The sequence below is a fragment of the Neisseriaceae bacterium CLB008 genome, assembly GCA_041228285.1.
GTDB lineage: Bacteria > Pseudomonadota > Gammaproteobacteria > Burkholderiales > Neisseriaceae > JAGNPU01.
Genome location: CP166133.1, coordinates 2191298 through 2210999, shown reverse-complemented (window position 1 = coordinate 2210999; position 19702 = coordinate 2191298). Strand labels below are relative to the sequence as shown.

Annotated in this window: 15 protein-coding genes and 1 riboswitch; of the genes, 8 read left to right on the top strand and 7 right to left on the bottom strand. The window is 52.9% G+C overall.

What is annotated here, in order from left to right:
* Window positions 1-2: 2 nt before the first annotated feature.
* Genes AB8Q18_10165 through AB8Q18_10155 form a run of 3 tightly spaced genes read left to right on the top strand, consistent with a single transcriptional unit; the run spans window position 3 to window position 4777 of the window.
* Complete coding sequence (locus AB8Q18_10165) at window positions 3-1727, top strand: ABC transporter ATP-binding protein (GenBank protein ID XDZ50560.1); 1725 nt, start codon at window positions 3-5, stop codon at window positions 1725-1727.
* 13 nt (window positions 1728-1740) lie between these two features.
* Window positions 1741-3534 (top strand): ABC transporter ATP-binding protein, encoded by a 1794-nt coding sequence (locus tag AB8Q18_10160; protein XDZ50559.1) that lies wholly within the window; start codon window positions 1741-1743, stop codon window positions 3532-3534.
* A gap of 13 nt (window positions 3535-3547) precedes the next feature.
* Window positions 3548-4777, top strand: coding sequence for an MFS transporter (locus tag AB8Q18_10155; GenBank protein ID XDZ50558.1), 1230 nt, complete (start codon window positions 3548-3550; stop codon window positions 4775-4777).
* A gap of 429 nt (window positions 4778-5206) precedes the next feature.
* Here the strand turns inward: AB8Q18_10155 and AB8Q18_10150 are convergent, their stop codons facing one another.
* The 4 genes from AB8Q18_10150 to fahA form a co-directional block, all read right to left on the bottom strand.
* On the bottom strand, window positions 5207-6535 hold the full coding sequence (locus tag AB8Q18_10150) for an MFS transporter (protein XDZ50557.1): 1329 nt from the start codon (window positions 6533-6535) through the stop codon (window positions 5207-5209).
* Between the two features lie 184 nt (window positions 6536-6719).
* Window positions 6720-7274 (bottom strand): VOC family protein, encoded by a 555-nt coding sequence (locus AB8Q18_10145; GenBank protein ID XDZ50556.1) that lies wholly within the window; start codon window positions 7272-7274, stop codon window positions 6720-6722.
* Window positions 7275-7288: 14 nt separating this feature from the next.
* Entirely contained in the window at window positions 7289-7930 is a 642-nt protein-coding gene (maiA, locus tag AB8Q18_10140) for a maleylacetoacetate isomerase (protein ID XDZ50555.1), read from the bottom strand.
* 6 nt (window positions 7931-7936) lie between these two features.
* Window positions 7937-9202: a fumarylacetoacetase gene (fahA, locus tag AB8Q18_10135; protein ID XDZ50554.1), complete on the bottom strand. Its 1266-nt coding sequence runs from the start codon at window positions 9200-9202 to the stop codon at window positions 7937-7939.
* 267 nt (window positions 9203-9469) lie between these two features.
* Here fahA and AB8Q18_10130 point away from each other — a divergent pair, with 267 nt between their 5' ends.
* Window positions 9470-10255 (top strand): IclR family transcriptional regulator, encoded by a 786-nt coding sequence (locus AB8Q18_10130; GenBank protein XDZ50553.1) that lies wholly within the window; start codon window positions 9470-9472, stop codon window positions 10253-10255.
* Here the strand turns inward: AB8Q18_10130 and AB8Q18_10125 are convergent.
* On the bottom strand, window positions 10252-10893 hold the full coding sequence (locus tag AB8Q18_10125; GenBank protein ID XDZ50552.1) for an IclR family transcriptional regulator: 642 nt from the start codon (window positions 10891-10893) through the stop codon (window positions 10252-10254). The two genes, AB8Q18_10130 and AB8Q18_10125, sit on opposite strands and share 4 nt — an antisense overlap.
* A 298-nt stretch (window positions 10894-11191) precedes the next feature.
* Between AB8Q18_10125 and AB8Q18_10120 the strand changes: the two genes are divergently transcribed.
* The 4 genes from AB8Q18_10120 to AB8Q18_10105 all read left to right on the top strand — a co-directional run bounded on the left by AB8Q18_10120 (window position 11192) and on the right by AB8Q18_10105 (window position 16112).
* Window positions 11192-13480: a cytochrome P450/oxidoreductase gene (locus tag AB8Q18_10120; GenBank protein ID XDZ50551.1), complete on the top strand. Its 2289-nt coding sequence runs from the start codon at window positions 11192-11194 to the stop codon at window positions 13478-13480.
* 152 nt (window positions 13481-13632) lie between these two features.
* Window positions 13633-13980 (top strand): YkvA family protein, encoded by a 348-nt coding sequence (locus AB8Q18_10115; protein XDZ50550.1) that lies wholly within the window; start codon window positions 13633-13635, stop codon window positions 13978-13980.
* 319 nt (window positions 13981-14299) lie between these two features.
* The gene (locus tag AB8Q18_10110; GenBank protein ID XDZ50549.1) at window positions 14300-15058 is read left to right on the top strand and encodes an SdiA-regulated domain-containing protein; all 759 of its coding nucleotides are present in this window, start codon (window positions 14300-14302) and stop codon (window positions 15056-15058) included.
* A gap of 358 nt (window positions 15059-15416) precedes the next feature.
* Window positions 15417-16112: a lysoplasmalogenase family protein gene (locus tag AB8Q18_10105; protein ID XDZ50548.1), complete on the top strand. Its 696-nt coding sequence runs from the start codon at window positions 15417-15419 to the stop codon at window positions 16110-16112.
* A gap of 75 nt (window positions 16113-16187) precedes the next feature.
* Here AB8Q18_10105 and metF read toward each other — a convergent pair whose 3' ends face one another.
* Both metF and metE read right to left on the bottom strand, forming a co-directional pair.
* Entirely contained in the window at window positions 16188-17093 is a 906-nt protein-coding gene (metF, locus tag AB8Q18_10100; protein XDZ50547.1) for a methylenetetrahydrofolate reductase, read from the bottom strand.
* A gap of 27 nt (window positions 17094-17120) precedes the next feature.
* Window positions 17121-19412, bottom strand: coding sequence for a 5-methyltetrahydropteroyltriglutamate--homocysteine S-methyltransferase (gene metE, locus AB8Q18_10095; GenBank protein ID XDZ50546.1), 2292 nt, complete (start codon window positions 19410-19412; stop codon window positions 17121-17123).
* A gap of 83 nt (window positions 19413-19495) precedes the next feature.
* Window positions 19496-19599, bottom strand: a riboswitch (SAM riboswitch).
* Window positions 19600-19702 lie beyond the last annotated feature (103 nt).

The window sequence follows — 19702 nt, the reverse complement described above, 5'->3', positions numbered from 1 at the left end:
TTATGAAACACAAAACAATTTATGCTCCGGTGGCAGGGCAGTTACGCCGCTCGATGGTGCTGACATCGCTGGCGCAAGTCATGAAAATCGCCATTTGGCTGTTGATGGTGGCGGTGATCTACGTCTTGGGCCAAGGCATGGAAGGCAATCATTATTGGCTGGTGGGGGCGCTGTTGGCGCTGACGGTAGCGTATTACACCTTGAAGATTCGCGCCCACGATCAATCGCATTATGCCGCTTTTCGGCTCGAAGAAATTTTGCGCCAGCGGCTGGCTAAAAAAATCAGCCAGCTGCCTATAGGCTATGTGCGCCAAGTGGGGACGGGGGCTTTGGCTAAAGTCATGTTGGACGACGTGCAGGCGCTGCATTCTTATATTGCCGATGCGCCGCCGCTGAAAGCCGAAGCCTACGTGACGCCGGTATTGGTGTTTGTGGTGCTGTTTTACCTCGATTGGCGCCTGGCTTTAGCGGTGCTGGGGTTTTCGGTGTTGGTGTTTGTGACCTTAAAGCTGCTGATGCGCAAAGGCCGCGCCTATCGTCGGCTGTACAGCCAAGCTCTGGCTCAGGTGAATGGCGCCATCATTGAATACGTGCAGGGCATGGCCACGGTGCGTACTTTTGATGCCGGTGAAAGCTCTTACAGTCGCTACCACGATGCGCTGGAAAATTACGATAGCGTGATGCAGCGATGGCTGAATAAGATTGGCGTCACCATGCGCTTGGCGCGTACGCTGTTTACGCCCATGCCGATGCAGATTTTTTTGTTGCTGGTCGGTACCTATTTGTCGTTTCACTACGAGCTGTCGTTTACCACCTTCTTTGCCTTCTTGCTCTTGGCTGCCGGCATTGTGGAAACCATGCATCCCTATATGGGCCTGCACCAGCTGTTGGAAAAGTCGCGCGCGTCGATTGAGCGGATTTTTGAACTAGAAGCGCAGGCGGCTTTGGTTGAGCCTGATGTACCCCAAACCCCCATCAATCATCACATTCGCTATGAAAACGTGTCGTTTCGCTATCATGAGGCCGGCCCAGACGTCTTGAGTCAGGTGAGTCTCAGCATCCCCGAGCATAGCTTTACCGCCATCGTCGGCAGTTCTGGCTCGGGTAAAACCACGCTGATGAATCTGCTGCCGCGCTTTTGGGACGTCAGCGCTGGGCGCATCAGCATCGGTGGGGTAGACGTGCGTGAAATGACGCAGGACGAGCTGATGTCGCGCTGCTCGTTTGTGTTTCAAGACAACTTCTTATTTTCTTGCTCGATCGCCGACAATATTCGCTATGGCCTAGATGCCGATGATGAGGCTGTGGTGGCTGCGGCCAAGCTGGCGGAAATTCACGACTTCATCATGACCTTGCCTGAGCAGTATCACACCAAGGTGGGCGAACGTGGCCAGCTGCTGTCTGGCGGGCAAAAGCAGCGCCTGACGATTGCGCGCGCTTTTTTACAAGACCGTCCGATTTTGGTGTTGGATGAACCAACGGCGTTTTCCGACGCGCAAAATGAAGCCTTGTTGATGAAGGCGTTCAATCAGTTAATGCAGGATAAAACCGTGATCATGATTGCTCATCGACTTTCGACCATCATCCACGCCGATCAGATTGTGTATTTACAAGAGGGGCAGGTGATTGCTCAAGGCCGCCATGCAGCGCTTTTGGCCGAATCTGAGGCCTATCAACAGCTGTGGTCTGACTATCAGCAATCTCAATCGTGGTCACTCACCGTTTAAGGCAGGACAAGTGATGAAAAGAAACTATACCAATCAAAAAACCAGAACCGTGCAAACGGTCTGGAACACCTATGGCCAGCTGATTCATTCGGCCGGCGATCAAAAGGGCAAGCTGCTGCGCTGCCTGGGTTTGGCCACGCTGACAGCGGTGCTGTTCGGGGTGTCGCTGGGCTTACTCTATCCCTTTTTTGAGGCCTTGGTGGCGCAAGATTGGGCTCAAATACAGCCTATTTTAAGCCTGTTGGTGGGGCTGTTGCTGGTCAGCTGCCTCACGCGCATGTGGTCTGAGGATTACGACACTAAGGGCTACGCCAATAAGGCGATTCACCAGCTGCGCCACGATTTAGGCAAGAAGCTACGCGAGATTCCGCTGCTGCATTTGAGTAATCAGCGCTCGGGAGAGATCAACGCCATTTTGGTGCAAAGCGTGAATGAGGCGGCTGGCTATGCCTTTACCCTGATCACCAGCATCATCTACGGCATCGTGATTCCGCTGGCGGCAGCGCTGACCCTAGGCCTATACGACTGGCGTTTTGCCGCCATTATGTTAGTGGTGTTTCCTTTGGCAATCCCGTTATACCTATGGCGTCGGCGTGCGTTTCGGCGCGGCTTCAGTATTTTGGCTGAGGCCAATGGTCAATTGAAAGGCGAAGCGATTGAATACATTCAAGGCCTAGACGTTTTAAAGTCGACCGGCCAGGTCGACAGTAAGCAAAGCCAGTTTAGCCAAGTGGCCAAAGACGTGGCAGCGATACAGAGCTATGGTACCAAAAAAGGCGAAGTGCCGAACCTCATCATTACCTCTACGGTTCAAGTGGGCTTGGTGTTGATCATGCTGTTGGGCATGATTTGGGTGGGCGGTGGTTCGGCGTCGTATTTGCTGTTGGCGACGGCTTTGGTCATCGTGGCACGCGCATCGGACATGCTTAATTTCTTTGTGCAAATGTCGTCGCTGCTGGAGATTTTTGTGATTGGCAGCGAAAAGCTGCAAGACTTAATGGCTCAGCCTAGTCTGGTGGAAAAGCAGTGTGCGCAGATGCCCACACGTTACGACATTAAATTTGAAAACGTGGGCTTTGCTTATGGCGCCGACGCCAAGGCTTCGTTACGCAACGTGAATCTGACCATTCCGGAGCAATCCTTCACCGCTCTCGTGGGCAGCAGCGGTTCGGGTAAAACCACGTTGACGCGGATGATTTTACGTTACGCCGACCCCGATACGGGCTCAGTTAAAATTGGTGGCGTGGACGTGCGTGACATGAGCCAAAGCCAATTAATGAGCCTGATTGCGGTGGTGTTTCAAGACGTCTACCTGTTTCAAGACAGCATTTTGAACAATATTCGCATGGCCAAGCCCAATGCAGGTGATGAAGAAGTGATGGCCGCTGCCAAGCAGGCTCAGTGCCATGAGTTCATCAGCCGCTTACCAGAAGGCTATGCCACGCCTTTGGCCGACATCGGCAGCAGTCTATCGGGCGGTGAAAAGCAGCGCATCGCCATTGCGCGCGCCATTTTGAAAGATGCGCCCATCTTGATCTTAGATGAACCAACGGCTGCCTTAGACACTAAAAACGAATTAGCCGTTCAAAAGGCACTGGATGCTCTGGTGAAAAATAAAACCATCTTGGTGATTGCCCATCGATTGTCCACCGTGGTGGGCGCCCAGCAAATTTTTGTGTTGGACGACGGCGAAGTGGTGGAACAGGGTAGACACGCACAATTGTTGGCGTTGAAGGGCCAATACGCAGGCTTTTGGCAGGTACAACACCAAGGCGTGCTGTGGGGCGACCAGGCGCAAGAGGCCTAGAGAGGACATCGAGATGGGACAAGCAAATATGCGTCGTCGCGATTGGCTGCTGCTGTTGAGCCTGAGCAATTTTAAATTCACCATCGTGGGCTTTTACATGGTGGGCCTCATCACCATGCTTAAGCAAAGCGGCTTTAGTCTAAACCAGCTCAGCTGGGTGTATTTACTGGCGGCGGTGGAGCTGGGCAAGGTGTTTTTTTCCTTATTCATCGAACGCTTTCGCTGGGGCGCACATGGTCATTTTCGGTTTTGGTTGCTGTGCTCAACCAGCGTGATCTGGCTGGCCTTGGGCTTGCTGTGGCTGATTGACCCGCAGCAGCACTACGCCTTGCTGCTGCTGGCCTGTTTCACCCTCAGCGTCATGAGTGTGGTGTTTGGCTGTGCGACCTTGGGCCTGAACTGTGCTTTGCTGTCGTTTCAAGAACGCGGCTTCGGCGGGGTGATTCAAGTCTTGGCGGCGCGTTTGGGCAAGATGATCGGCGGAGGGCTGGTGCTGTTGGTATACCAGCGCTGGGGATGGCATGCGGCGATTGGTTTGGTGATGGGGCTGTCGATGCTGATATGGCTACAGCTGTATCGATACCGTACGCCTTTGGCCGTGCAGGTTGCCGCGAAGAGTGGTTATGGTTGGCGGCAGCTGTGTGGGCGCATTGTGTCGTATTGGCGCCAGCCCAATACGGGCCTGCCGTGGCTGTGGCTGCTGCTGTTTTCATGCATGCCCTATGGCCTGGTGGCGACCACGTTTATTCCACAGCTGAGCGATTTAGGCTGGACGGCCGCAAAAATTGGCACGGTGTTGGCGATTTACGTTCCCATTGCCTGCGTGGCGGTGGCGCCGCTGGCCGGGGTATTGATGCGCCGCTATACGCGCCATCAGCTGGTGTTGAGCATTCTATTGGGGCAGACGGTGATTTTGAGCGGGTTTATTTTTTTAGGCCAGTTATCAAGCCTGCACCCGAACATGATCATGGTGTTGGTGATCGCTTTGAGCATGGGGTATACCCTGTTGCTGCCGATTGTGATGGCTTTATTTATGGATAAGGCCAGCGCCGAATGGGCCACCTTAGACAGTTCGTTACAGTTTACCGTAATGATTGGTGGGGCTTATGTGGCGGGTTTTTTATCGCTGCGCATCGCCAACGCCAGCAGCTATCAAGTGGTGTATGTGCTGTCGACGGTGGTTGGCCTTTTGGTGTGTGCTTTGACGCTATGGCAGGGCAAAAAGCTTTTGGCGCCAGAATAAATGGTTTGACGCTGGTGCCAAACGGTGTCGGCCATAAGCTTCATGGGCTGGCATCTTTACCCTGCCGTTCGCGGCAGGGTTTTTTTTGTTTGGCTGTAGGGTCAGCCGTTGTACTGCATTAGAGCCATGATTAAAGGAGTGTAAAGCTGGCCAGCGCCAAGGCTGAGGTAGGAAAAGACGCCGATGGTCATCATGAGGATTCCTTGTTCATAATTGATTTAAAAGTATTCGGTTTGATTGTAAGCATAAATTCGGTTGCTTGCACGTCTTTGTCGTCGTGGCCATGTTGATGAAGGTCGATATAGGCCGAGGTGGCAATGATGGGTTAAGGGCTGGTCGTGATAGGGCGCTAAGACGATAGGGTTTTTAAGGGGCATAGGCACAAAAACGGCAGGCTAAAGGCCTGCCGTTTTTTGTTTCGAGCTGACTTTAAGCCATTTGGCGACGCTTCAAGCCTGATTTTTGGATCAGCAGCACGGCGATGATGGCCACCGACGGAATCGCGACAAAAATGAACAGCGACGACATGCCCAAGTTCATGGCCACTAATTGGCCGCCCAATACTGGGCCAATCACTGAGCCGATGCGGCCGATGCCCAAGCTCCAGCCCACGCCGGTGGTGCGTAGTTCGGTTGGGTAGAAGTTAGCGGCCAAGGCGTTAATTGCGGGCTGGCTGCCGATTACGGTAAAGCCGGCCACAAAAACGGTGGCGAAGAGGGCGGCGGTTGAGCCTACTAAAGTGCCAATCAAGCCCACTGAGCAAGTGGCCAGAATAAAAGACGGCACCAGAATTTTATAAAAGCCATTCTTATCAATCCAGCGGCCCAATAAGATCGTACCCAATAGCCCGCCCAGTTGCAGCATGGCGCCCAGTAAAACGGCTTGCTCTAAGTCGAAGCCCGAGGTTTTGGCCAAAGTAGGCAGCCAGTTGGATAAAAAGTATAGGCCGATCATGTTCAATAGGCTGATGAGCCAAATGGTCAGGGTGAAGAACGTGCGGTTGTGTTGGAACAACGCCACAAACGGCACTTTCGATTCGGTGCTGACGCTGGCTTCAATTTGGGTGTGCTCATCCATGGCCAAGTGTGGGAAAAACGCACGCAGGGTTTTCTTGATTTTGGGCGTATTTTCTGGCTTGGTTTTCAAGAATTGCAGCGATTCTGGTAGGGTAAACAGCATCAAAATGCTCAATAACATCGGCAGGATGCCGCCGATGATGAACACTGATTCCCAGCCCCAGCGCGGAATGATGGCGGCGGCAATCAGGCCGCCTAAAAGCGCCCCAGCGGTAAAGCCGCCTGAAATCAGCATCATCACTGAGATGCGCTGGTGTTTGGGGGTAATTTCACCCGACAGCGCCATGGCGTTGGGCATGATGGCGCCTAAGCCTAGGCCTGTGATGAAGCGAATCCATGCTAGGTGTTCGACCGTGTCGGCCAATGGCGTGATCAGCATGCACACAGAGAAGAAAAAGGTGGTGGCAATTAAAACCGGACGACGGCCAAGCTTGTCTGAGGCGACGCTGAAAATCAGCGAACCCAGCAACAGGCCAAAGAGGCCGGCACCAAAGATAGGGCCCAGCACTGCCTTGTCTAAATTCCATTCTTGCATGATGGCGGGGGCGACGTAGCCAATGGCCTGAATGTCAAAGCCATCTAAAATCATCAGCAATCCGCACATCAGTAAAATCATGATTTGGCGGCGCCCGAGCTTCTGCTCATCTATGACCGTGGTCACATTGAGGGTGTGGTGATTCATGGTTGATTCCTCCTAAGGGTTCTCTCTTTGTCGATGTTTCGTGCCCCGTTTTGACTATGATTATGGGGTGGCACGTTTTGGTTTTGTATTCTTATGATTATGGGTGATGCTTTGACGCTCCTTCGCCGAATAAGGTGAGGCGCATGCCTAGGCGCCTAGGCATGCGGGTAACCAATGCTGCGGCTTAATGGCTGCCGTCTAGTTCACTGGCGTGTAAAAAGTGTGTGTGTTTGGGTGCGCGTTTGGTTTGTGACCATTCTTCGAGCATTTCTTGCTTTAGTTCTTCGGTGATGCGGCTGATTTTTTCCGGCGCGGCTTCGTCGTCGTAGGTTAATTCAAGACGATGGCCGTTCGGGTCAAAAAAGTAAATCGAGTGGAAAATACCATGATTGGTGACGCCCAGTACTTTAACGCCGTTGGCTTCCAAATGGTCTTTGGCCTTAATCAGCTCTTCGCGGTCGGCCACCAATAGGGCCAAATGCTGTACCCATGACGGCGTGTTTTCATCGCGGCCCATGTCTGGCTGGGTGGGTAGCTCAAAAAAGGCCAAGACGTTGCCCATGCCGGCATCGAGGAAGACGTGCATATAAGGGTCGAAGGCTTTAGTCGACGGCACATGGTCTTCGGCAAAGGCCAAAATGAAGTCCATATTAAGCATTTTTTTATACCATTCGACGGTTTCTTTGGCGTCTTTGCAACGGTAGGCGACGTGGTGAATTTGTTTGATTTTAAAGCTCATTTTAGTTCTCCTTGTTAGACCGCATCGGGTTGATGTTCTGGTGCAGCTTGTTGGAATGCGTCTAGGGTGTGGCAATGCTGATCAATGCGCATCAGGGTGGGATAGGCGCTCAGATCAAGGTTAAAACGTTTGGCGTTGTAAAGCTGCGGTATTAAGCAGCAGTCGGCAAAGCTGGGCGTATCGCCAAAGCAAAACGGGCTGTCGCTGCCGCTCAACTGGGCTTCAAGGGCGCTGAAGCCTTGTTGTACCCAATGGGCGTACCAGGCTGACTTCTGTTCGGCGCTAACGGCCAACTGTTGGCTTAAATAGCCCAGCACGCGCAGATTGTTTAAAGGGTGGAGGTCGCAGGCAATGCTGGCGGCAAAGGCCCGTACCCTTGCTCGATCAGCCACTGGCTGCGGCAGCAGGGCAAGCGTGTGTGGATAGGCCTCCTCTAAATACTCGAGGATGGCCAGCGACTGACCCAAGGCCAAGTCGCCGTCCACCAGCGTCGGTACCAAGGCGCTGGGGTTCAGCGCCTTATAGGCATCGCTGCGTTGCTCGCCGCCGTTATTGAGTAAATGCACGCCTACGTGTTCATAGGTCAAACCTTTTAGGTTTAAGGCAATGCGCACGCGATAGGCGGCCGAGCTGTGAAAATAGCCATAGAGCTTCATGCGATATTAGGCCTGAAAAGGAAAGCTTAAGGCGGGTAAAATCTTGCCGCTGACTTCGCCAAAGCCCACTCTTAAACCTTCTTTTTGACAATGGCCACGCATGATTAACGTGTCGCCATCGGCAATAAAGGTACGCTCTTCACCGTTGTGTAGGGTGATGGGTTCGGTGCCGTTCCAGGTTAATTCCAAGAGGCTGCCGCGTGAATCCTTAGTGGGGCCAGAAATGGTGCCCGAGCCCATGACGTCACCGACGCGGACGTTACAGCCAGCGATGGTGTGGTGGGTCAGCTGTTGGGCCATGCTCCAATACATGTATTTGTAGTTGGTGTTGGCGATCACGGTATCGCCGCCGTCTACCGCAATGGAGACCTGTAGGTTGATGTCGTAATTGCCTTCGCCGCTGGTTTGTAAATAGGCCAAAGGCTTGGGGTCTTGCTCAGGGCCAGCGCAGCGAAACGGCTCTAAGGCGGCCATGGTGACGATCCAAGGAGAAATGGATGTGCCAAAGGTTTTGGCGTTAAACGGGCCTAGGGGCACGTATTCCCACTGCTGTAAATCACGTGCCGACCAGTCGTTTAACAACACCATGCCAAAAATATGGGCTTCGGCGTCATCGATGCTGATGGTTTCGCCTAGCTGGGTGGTTTTACCCACAATGAAGCCGGTTTCCAGTTCGATGTCTAGTTTACGACAGGCGCTGAATACGGGGCGCTCTTGATCCGGTAGCTTGATCTGGCCGCTGGGGCGCACGATGTCGGTGCCGCTGACGACCACAGAGCTGGCGCGACCGTTGTAGCCCACCGGCAGTTCGCTCCAGTTGGCGAGTAAAGCATTTTTGGGGTCGCGGAACATGCAGCCCACGTTGTAGGCGTGTTCTTTAGACGAATAAAAGTCAGTGTAGCCCGGTACGTCAACCGGTAAATGCATGGTGACATCGGCTTGCGGAATCAGCGCCTGAGCGCGCAAGTCGGCATCGTCGCGTAAAGTGGCCGTGTCGGCCGCCAATAGCTGCTGTAGCTCGGCGCGGGTGCGTTGCCACGTGTCGCGACCAAGGTCGATGAAGGCATTGAGCGTGGGTTGGTTAAATACGGGGGTGCTGCTGGGCTGTAACAGGCCACGCGCTTCTAGCAGCGCCAAGTCTAAGACGTAATCACCGATGGCTACGCCGGCTCTAGGAGCTGAGTCCTGTTGGCTGAAGATGCCGTAGGGCAGGTTCTGGATCGGAAAGTCGCAGTCAGGGGCGACGGCCACAAAAGAAGATTTTGGGGACATTGAGTGGTTCTCCTCTGTCAAAAATATTCGAAGTATGAATTTTTATTATTGTGGGTTGATTGTTTGTCAAACCGCTAGATCAAACAATGGCGTTTGTGTGCCCATTATATTCACACTATTTTGAATTACGCAAACAGTAATTTGATTACGAATAGCGTAATTTATTGTTATAATGGATTCAGAGCCGCAGCTGTCGTGGATCGCTTTCATTTGTGGCGGGTGTGGATAAGTTGGTACAATTCCGAAAGAATAATCTGGAAAGGTCGTATGCAAAAAGAAATCAAACAGCCGACGGGCGTGCAGTCGTTAGAGGTGGGCCTATCGGTATTTGACGTGTTGGCGACCGAGAGTCGGCCCATGATGTTGAAAGACATTGCCGAACAAATCGACATGCACCCGGCGAAAGTGCACCGCTATTTGGTTAGCTTAGTGCGCAGTGGCTATGCCCAGCAGTTCAGTAATGGCCGTTATGGCGTGGGTGATAAGGCTTTGGTCTTGGGCTTGGCCACGGTACGGCGCACCGAACATTTACAGCAGGCGCAAAAAGATTTACTGGCGTTGCAGCAAGAGATCAATGAGTGTGTGCAGGTGGCGAAATGGACGTCGCTTGGGCCGCTCGTGGTTCAGTTTTTGGAGCCGAATCATCCTGTGGTGATCACCGCTCGGGTGGGGTCGCTGATGCCGGTTTTGCGTTCGGCCACGGGCAATGTGTTTGCCAGCTATTTGCCTGAACACATGGTCAAACCGCTGATGCAGCAAGAGTGGGCAGAAAGCGCCGCTGGTGGCGTGGTGATTCGGCCGCGTGACTGGGCTGATTTTGAGCGGATGAAAGCACAGATTTTGCAAGAAGGTGTGGGCGCGATTGAGGGCAATCTGATCAGCGGCGTGAACGCCTTGAGTGCGCCTATTTTTGACGCCAACGGGGAAATGGTGTTCGCCATTACCTGCATGGGCAACGCCGAACACATACAGCTAGACCCTGAAGGCGCTCACGCCCAGGCGATTAAGGCCACAGCCGCCAAAATTTCCCGTCAACTCGGCCATCAGGCCTAAATTAACCGTTTGGCTGCCTCTTGCAATAGGGGCAGTACAGCGTCTACGTCCAAAGCCGACATCGTCACTAAGCCAATGGCCATGTGACGATGCGCCAGCGGCACAAATAGGCCGATGGCCCCAGGCTGTAACACATTTTCAGAGTGGGCATAGCCTAAACGCCTAGCTTCAACAACTTCAATCGGATCATCAGCTTGCGGTGCAAACGTGCTCATGACGGCCACGCCGGCTGCAGCTAAGCCCATGGGGTGGCGCGTGCCTAAACGATAGGTCACCTGTAAGACGGCGGTATTCTGGGCAGCCGTTTTAACCACCACGCACTCTGCTTGGTCGGCCATGACCAGGGCCGTACTGGCATTGGTTTGTAACGACAGCTGATCCAGCAAGGCCTGGCTATTGTAGGGCAGCTTTTGTTCAAACTGCTCATACAGATGCAGTATTTTGGCGCCGACTGAGAGGCCATCACGACCGTCTTGTTCGACATAGCCTTGCGCCTGCAAGGTTTTGACGATGCGATAGGCGATGGTGCGGTTTAAATCCAAGGCCAGCGCCAGCTTGGCGACCGTCAACTGTCCCTGTTGTTGGGCAATCACTTCCAAAGCCTGTAGGCCTCTTTCCAGCGTTTGTAATGTTTTCATTCCCCACCTTTAACGTGTGTTTCTGCTTCTATGGCCTTTATGAGCCGCCAAGGGCATTTGGTTCAGCCCCGATGGTACCTGTTTTACCCTTGGATAAACAGATGGCTCGGGCGTCCTGAAGCCAATTTAATCTGATTCAGCCATTCGGCGCCAGCCAAGCTGACGATGGCTGAGACTATTTTGCTGCTTGACAAAGCGATTGATATGGTTAATATTTCGTCCTGTGGTGCTAATATAGAAAATAATGTTCGATAATAGAACAGCCATAGAGAATAATCAACATCAAGAGGAGACACACATGAACCACGTTGACGCTGGGGCCAAAGGGTGCCCATTTCACGCAGCCCATGCTGCATCGACTTCAACTCAAGCACGCGATTTTGACATGTTTGACGCTGCCTACCAGGCTAATCCAGCCGAATCTCTGCGCTTTTCACGCGAAGGCGAACCGGTTTTTTACGCCGAGAAAATGGGCTATTGGATCGTCAGCCGCTACGAAGACGTGAAGGCTATTTTTCGCGATCCGATTACATTTTCACCGTGTAATGTTTTGGAAAAACTCGCGCCGGCCACGCCTGAAGCGAGTGAGGTTTTAAAATCCTATAATTACGCCATGAACCGCACCTTGGTGAATGAAGACGAGCCTGTGCACATGGCCAGACGCCGTGCGCTGATGGCTGCTTTTGAGCCGGCTAAGTTAGAGGTGAAGCGCGACATGGTGCGGCAGATGGTGGCCAAGCTGGTCGATGGTTTTGTGCATCAAGGTAAGGCCAACCTGATGCAGGAAATGCTGTGGGAAGTGCCGTTGGTGGTGGCGCTACAGTTTTTGGGCGTGCCCGACGACGACGTGGAAGAACTGAAAAAATTCTCAGTGGCGCACACGGTGAATACCTGGGGTCGACCCAGCGTGGCAGAACAAGTGCATGTGGCCACCGGCGTGGGGCAGTTTTGGGATTACTCAGGCAAGCTCTTGCAAAGAATGCGCGCCAACCCCAACGGTGAGGGTTGGATGTACGACATGATTGCGCAAAACCGCACCATGCCGGACATCGTGACCGATAACTATCTTCATTCTATGATGATGGCCATTATGGTGGCGGCGCATGAAACCACCTCTTTGGCTTCGGCCAACGCCATTAAAGAGTTGCTGTCACAGCCGAGCTTATGGCGTCGCCTTAGCGAGCAGCCTGAGCTGATTCCTGCGGCGGTGGAAGAATGTTTACGCCATTCTGGCTCAGTGGTGGCGTGGCGCCGTCAAGCCACTGTTGATACTGAGGTCGGTGGCGTGCGCATCCCAGCGGGGGCTAAAATTTTCATCGCTTCAGCGTCGGCCAACCACGATGGCCGTCACTTTGAAAATCCGGATGAACTAGACATCTATCGCGATAATGCGGTAGAGCATCTGACGTTTGGCTACGGTGCACACCAGTGCATGGGTAAGAACATTGGCCGTATGGAAATGTGCGTTTTCATTGAAGAGCTGAGCCGTCGTTTGCCCAATCTGCGCTTGGCCGAACAAACCTTCACCTATTTGCCCAATACGTCATTCCGTGGGCCGCAGGCATTGTGGGTGGAGTGGGATGTGGCCGAGGTTGTGTCAGACGCAGCGCCAACGGTCTTCCCTGTGGGCGCGCCAGACACCAAAAACCTCACTCGTTCGGTGTTGGTGAGCGACACGTTTGCCATGGCTAAAAACGTGATGGGCGTGCGCCTACGCGCCTTATCGGCTGAAGGGTTGCCTAAATGGACGCCTGGCGCCCACGTGGAGCTGATGCTGCCTAATGGCGACAGCCGTAAATATTCCCTATGTGGCCTGCCTGAAGAGGATGAATACCTCATTGCGATTCAAAAAGAGGTGGATGGGCGCGGCGGCTCTGTGTGGCTGCACGAGCATCTGCATACCGGCATGACGCTGGCGATTAAGGGACCGAAAAACTTCTTTAAATTAGATGATGATGCCCCTAACCATCTGCTTGTGGCCGGCGGGATCGGCATCACCCCCATCATCACCATGGCCAATCAGCTGCGGGCGCAAAATAAACCTTATCAACTGGTGTACTGTGGCAGCGAACGTGCCCGTATGGCTTTTTACCAAGAGGTAGAGGCGCATGGTCATACGGCGTCTATTTATGTGGCTGAGGAAGGTTGCCGTGCAGATTTGGCGGCTCTATTGGCGGCCTTGCCGGATCGCAGTCAAGTGTGTGCCTGTGGTCCCGAACGCTTGTTGGATGGTTTGAGTGCGCTGTTGGCCGATCAGTCGCGGTTGCGTCTGACGATTGAGCATTTCACCCCTGTGAATACGCTCTTGGATCCTGAGAATGAAACCGAGTTTTCGGTGGCACTGTTGGACAGCGGCATTACTTTGACGGTACCGAAAGACCGAACCTTGCTGGAAGTACTGCAAGAAAAAGGCATTGATGTAGCCAGCGATTGCTGTGAAGGCCTCTGCGGCAGCTGTGAAGTCAGCGTGGAAGAAGGCGAGCTAGATCACCGCGATCGGGTGCTGTCGGCGGCTGAAAAAGCCGATGGCCGCATGATGATGAGCTGCTGCTCTCGTGGTAAGGGCACGCTGCGCCTGCGCCTCTAAGCCTTACAGAACGGTATGGAGCCTTAGCCACTATTGGCTAAGGCTTTTTTTATGGGGCATAGGGTGATTAAACTTTAAGCCCTAATCCGTGTCTATACATCATGGCCACGTCAACTTGACTAGCCGGTATCCTGAATGAGGAGGGGTAGAGCATGACATCAACGCATCAATCGTATGATGACGAGCGTTTTTGGCGTAAAGTGCAGCGCTACGCGGTCAAAATGGGTGAAGTTGTTTTAGACCCAGCGCTGCGGCTGTATTATGCGGCTAAGGATCAAGACACGCCCAAGTGGGCGCGCGCCACCATTTATGGGGCTTTAGCCTATTTTATTTTACCCGTAGACGCCATTCCTGACGTGTTGCCGGGCGTGGGCTATAGCGATGATTTAAGCGTGTTGATGGCGGCTTTGGCCACCACGGCGGCCTACGTTAAAGCCGAGCACATAGCAGAAGCGCAACGGCAGCTGCAAAAATGGTTTCATGGCGGCGCTGTTGACTAGCGCTTCGGCGGCGTTGCTGAAACCAAAGTAAAGACAGGTAATAATCTCCCCCCAGCTTATTCAAAAGCCAGTATCATTGCATGCTGGCTTTTTTACTGCTGATTTTAAAGATAGGTTTGAATAACCAATGTATGCCGTTTCTCCCAAGAATGTAACCCGCTTATGCCGAGGTTTAGTCGTATTTTTATGCCTGTTGGTGGTGGGCTGGTGTGTGTTTGCGGCGGTGCGCTTTTTTCATTTAGATTACCAAATTAAATGCACTTTTTCTCGATGTGACACCCAGGAGCTGTCTACTTTAGAGAGGGGCCCGGCATCTGGCTTGAGCCTGAATGATTTGGTTTTTTACGTTTATGATCAGCCGATTCCAGAAGTCGACAAAAACCTATCAGGCTTGGCCTATATGCCTGAGCACGATCAGCTGGTGGCGGTGGTGAATCGTCCCGGTACGCTGTTGGTGTTAAGTACTGAAGGCAAACTACTGCGACGCCATCCACTCACGGGGGTGTCGGACACCGAAGGCGTGGCCTATTTAGGCCAAAATAAAGTGGCGGTGATGCAAGAAAAAAAACGCACGATTGCGGTTTTAACCTTGCCGAGCCAGGATGGTGTAGGCATTGTTGCGGATAAGGCACAAATGTATCCATTACCCATGCCCAAGCAAAGAAACAGCGGTCCAGAAGGCATTGGCTATGATGCTGAGACTGACACGCTGTATGTGGTTAAAGAAAAAGACCCGACCGGGCTATATGCGGTTCAAGGCGTTGGGCGAGGCGGCCCGATTGTGCACACTGATTTAAGCCATCTGCTGGCGCAAGCCGGGTTTGCCACCGACTTATCCAGCGTTGAATTCGATCCTGTGGGCCGGCGCTTGCTGTTGCTCAGTGACGAGGCTCAGGCCTTATTTACCTTATCTTTAGACGGTAAGGTTTTACAAAGAAAAAGCCTGTGGCCTAGTAAGGGCAGTGGCTTTGAGCTGCCCATGCCACAGCCTGAGGGCGTGGCCATTGGGGCCAATAGTTTTGTGTATGTGGTCAGCGAGCCGAATTTATTTTCGGTGTTGGGGCCAGCAAAGCATTGATGGTCTGGCTAGGCCAATCAGAGGCGTTGTTTGTGCGTTGTCTTAACCTTCATACGAGCCATTAGGGGGCCGCTTTATTATGGACCACTTTGAAAGAGATTGAATTAAAACCCGTCAAGCCGCAGAAGAGCTTGACGGGTTTTTTAGTGGTCAGGCCGTTTAGGCTTGTAGGCTTATTCGGCGGTAGTGGCGTATTGAGCCGCCGCTTTGAACAGCTGATCATTAAAGCAATAAGACGCTACTCTCGAAAACAGCCGCTAAAGTGTTGAATAATGAGGGCCTCAATGCCATGATGACGAAAACCTCAGCGTCGGCACAACGGCGCCCGCCTCTGGACTGTTTTGAAAGGTGAACTCATATGATGATCTTATTGCTGCTGGCTTTGGCTTTGGCCATGGTTTATACGGTGTATAAAACCCAAAAAATCAATGCGACCACCGTGGGCTTGAAAATGCTGTGCAGCACGGCGTTTTTGCTGATCCCGATTTGGGGTGGGGCCTTAGCAGGGCCTTGGGGCTATCCTCATTATGTATTTGTGGGCTTGGTTTTGGCTTTTTGGGGCGATTTATGGCTTGAACTGAAATTGTTGTGGGTTAAAACCGATGCTGTCTATAGCTATTTAGGCTTTGGCTCGTTTATTTTGACTCATCTGTGCTACCTCATGGCGTTGACGGTGGCGTTCGAGCCGCCCGTCGGCGTCTGGGGGGTGGCGGTGGCGGTGGCGCTATTGATTGTGGCCTTTGTTAAGCTTACCGAACGGCCTATGGGCCTAGACTATGGCCGCTTTCGGCCGATTACCTTGGTGTATACGGGGGTTTTGGGCTGCGGTTTTGCTTTGGCGCTGCTGTTGGCGTGGCAAAGCTCTGCGTTGGCGCCGGGCCAAGACTGGTTTTTGGCCGGCATTATTTTATTTTTGGTGTCGGATTTAGCCTTGAGTCAGCTGTATTTTGGGGCTCAACGCTGGGTGAAGAGCCACATCGCGGTGAATTGCCTGACGTATTACGTTGGCCAAATCGCCATCGCCTACAGCACGGTTTTGTGGGTCGGGCATTAAATGGCGACGAGGCTCGTCACGGCATAAAAAAACGCCCAGTGTCATCACTGGGCGTTTGTCTGGATCGTTGGTTGCTTAAGCCACGGCGGGCTCATACTCTGGCCGTAGGCCTAAGGTGTGGCAAATGGCGTAGGTGAGCTCGGAACGATTTAAAGTATAAAAATGAAAGTCCTTAACTCCTTCCTTACTCAAAACCCTCACCATGTCGATGGCGATACTGGCACCCACTAGGCTTCTGGTTTGTGGATCTTGGTCTAAGCCCTGGTAGCGTTGGTGAAGCCAGCGAGGGATTTTAATCCCCTGCGGCTGTGCAAACTTAAGCAGGGTGTTGTAGTTAGACACCGGTAAAATACCGGGAACAATTTCCGCATCAATGCCAACGGTGGCGCAGCGATCTCTAAAGCGTAGATAAGCATCCACGTCAAAGAAAAACTGGGTAATCGCCTGATTGGCGCCGGCATCGACCTTACGCTTGAGGTTAATTAAATCCGCTTGAGCGCTTTTGGCACCAGGGTGTACTTCGGGGTAGGCGGCCACTGAGATGTCAAAATCGGCCACGCCCTTGAGTAAACCCACCAGATCATTGGCGTAGACGTTGGGTTCTGCCACGCCGGACGGTACGTCACCGCGTAAAGCTAAAATATTGCGAATGCCGTTGTCCCAATAGTCTTTGGCGATGCCTTTGAGCGTTTCTGGATCAGCGTCAATACAGGTGAGGTGCGGCGCGGCCACGAGGCCGGTTCGATCCTGTATGTCTTTGATCACGTTGTGGGTACGATCCCTGGTACTGGCGTTGGCACCGTATGTCACCGAGACAAACTTAGGCGCCAATACCTTGAGTCGATTGATCGAATGCCATAGGGTCTGTTCCATCTCTTCGCCGTTTGGGGGGAAGAACTCAAAAGACACCTGAATGTCACCGGTCACATCTGCCAACGATTGGTTTAATGCTTCTACTTGAAGCGCGCTGCTAAAGCCCATGTTTGTCTCCTTTTCAATACCGTTTAACTAAGCTTCAGCATGAGCGTCGCGCAAGGCTTTTGCCGCAGACACCACATGACGTAAGGCTTCTCGTGTTTCAGGCCATTTGCGGGTTTTTAGGCCGCAGTCTGGATTGACCCAGATGCGCTCTTTAGGCAGGCGCTCTAAGGCTTTTTCTAATAGCTTGGTGACCTCCGTTGTGGTGGGCACGCGTGGCGAGTGAATGTCGTAGACGCCAGGGCCAATGTCGTTCGGATAAGCGAAGTCACGGAATACGTCCAATAGCTCCATGTCTGAGCGCGAGGTCTCAATGGTGATCACGTCGGCATCTAGGCGGGCGATGGATTCAATGATCTCGTTAAACTCCGAATAACACATATGGGTGTGAATCTGGGTGCCGTCGTTGACGCCAGAGGCGCTCAAGCGGAAGGCTTTTTCGGCCCAGTTTAAATAAGCTGGCTGCAAGGCCTTGCGTAAAGGCATGAGTTCACGAAACGCCGGCTCGTCAATTTGGATGATGCCCACGCCGGCGGCCTCTAAGTCGGTGACTTCGTCACGTAAGGCCAAAGCAATCTGGTAGGCGGTGTTGACGTCGCTTTCATCTTCGCGTGGGAACGACCAAGACAGAATGGTTACCGGGCCAGTCAACATGCCTTTGACTGGGCGGTCGGTCAGCGATTGAGCGTATTGCGTCCAGCCGACGGTCATGGCGTTGGGGCGCGACACGTCGCCATAAATCACTGGCGGCTTCACGCAGCGAGAGCCATAGCTTTGTACCCAGCCAAACTTGGTGAAGGCAAAGCCGTCCAGCAGCTCACCAAAGTATTCCACCATGTCGTTACGCTCGGCTTCGCCGTGTACTAAGACGTCTAGATCCAAAGCCTCTTGTTCTTCAATGGCCTGTTTGATGTGGGCCTGAATGCCTGCTTGATAAGCATCGGCATTGATTTCGCCCGCTTTGAATTCGCGCCGGATGGTGCGGATTTCTGGCGTTTGTGGGAAAGAACCAATAGTCGTGGTGGGAAACAACGGCAGGCCAAGTTTTTGCGCCTGAGTTTGGCTGCGGATGGCAAAAGCTGAGTCTCGCTGGTCGTCGCCGGCCTTAATCGCGGCCACGCGGGCGGTGACGCTGGCGTTGTGGATGCGTTTTGAGGCTTTACGGGCGGCTTGAATCTGGTCTGAATGGGTCAATTCGGCGGCAATGGCGGCTTCACCTTGATTCAGGCCGCGGGTAAGGGTGGCCACTTCGGTGATTTTTTGGGTGGCAAAAGCCAGCCAGGAAGTCAGTTCGGCATCAAGGTCGGTTTCTGAGGCCAAGTCTACCGGTACGTGCAGCAGCGAACAGGATGGGGCTACCCATAAATTGTCGCCATAGCGTGCGGCTAACGGCTGTAGGGCGTTCAAGGAGGCGCGTAAATCGTTGACCCAAATATTGCGGCCATTCACGATGCCCACCGACAATACCTTGTCTTGTGGCCAGGCCTGGGCAATGGTGGCTAAATCGTCGCCTAAAACGGCGTCAACGTGTAGGCCGGCTACGGGCAAGGCCTTAACCGTGTCTAAATTGTCGCCAATAGGGCCAAAATAAGTTGTTAATAGCAGTTTGATCTGGCTATTGGCTAGGGTTTGATAAGCCTGAGTAATCGCCTGCTGCCATTCAGGCGCTAGATCCAGCACCAAAACCGGCTCGTCGATTTGCACCCAGGTGACGCCTTGCTCGGCCAAGCGTGCCAAGATGGCTTGGTAGGTGGTCAATAAAGCGGGCAATAAGCTTAAGCGATCAAATGCGGTGCCTTTGACTTTGGCTAGGTATAACCAAGTCACGGGACCCAGCAAAACGGGTTTAACTTGATCGGCCTGTTTGGCCTCGGCTTGGGCTTCTTGTACTAAGTCAAACAGGCGTTGACTGGCGATGCGGAAGGTTTGGTCTTGGGTCAGTTCTGGGACTAAATAATGGTAGTTGGTGTCGAACCATTTGGTCATTTCGCTGGCAAAGGTGTCTGCGCCAGTGGGGGCTTGACCACGGGCCACGCGGAAGTAGGTGTCGAGGCTGACGTCGGTTTGAGGGTCTTGCGTAAAGCGTTCAGGAATCACGCCCAATAGCGCGCTGGTGTCGAGTACGTGGTCGTAGAGTGAGAAATCGCCAGCGCTTTGAATGTCTAACGCTGCTTGGCGTTGACGGTTGGCGGCGCGGGTGGCGGCGGCCACGTCCTGTAGGTCGCTGGCGCTGGCCTGTTTGCTCCAATAGGCTTCTTGGGCAAATTTTAATTGGCGGCGATCGCCGACGCGTGGAAAGCCTAGATTATGTGATAAAGCCATGATTGTTTTCTCCCATAGAGTAAATGTGATTGCTTGCGTTCTGAGCAGTTAAACCTTGTCAAAAGTGCGGGCATGGGAGCCGTTACTTATCTTTTAGGTCTTAGTTGGCCTAAAGGGAGCACCTTAATGATGTCATCAGGTTGCTGGGTTTCATGGGGTCTTGTCCCTTAACCACTCTTGATAAGATATTTAGCCATCTAGATGTCTAGTTGGTGTGTATTGAATATAGACGTCTTTACGGCTAAATGCAATGATTAAAAAAATCATTAGTCATTTTTTGTGGGCGATTT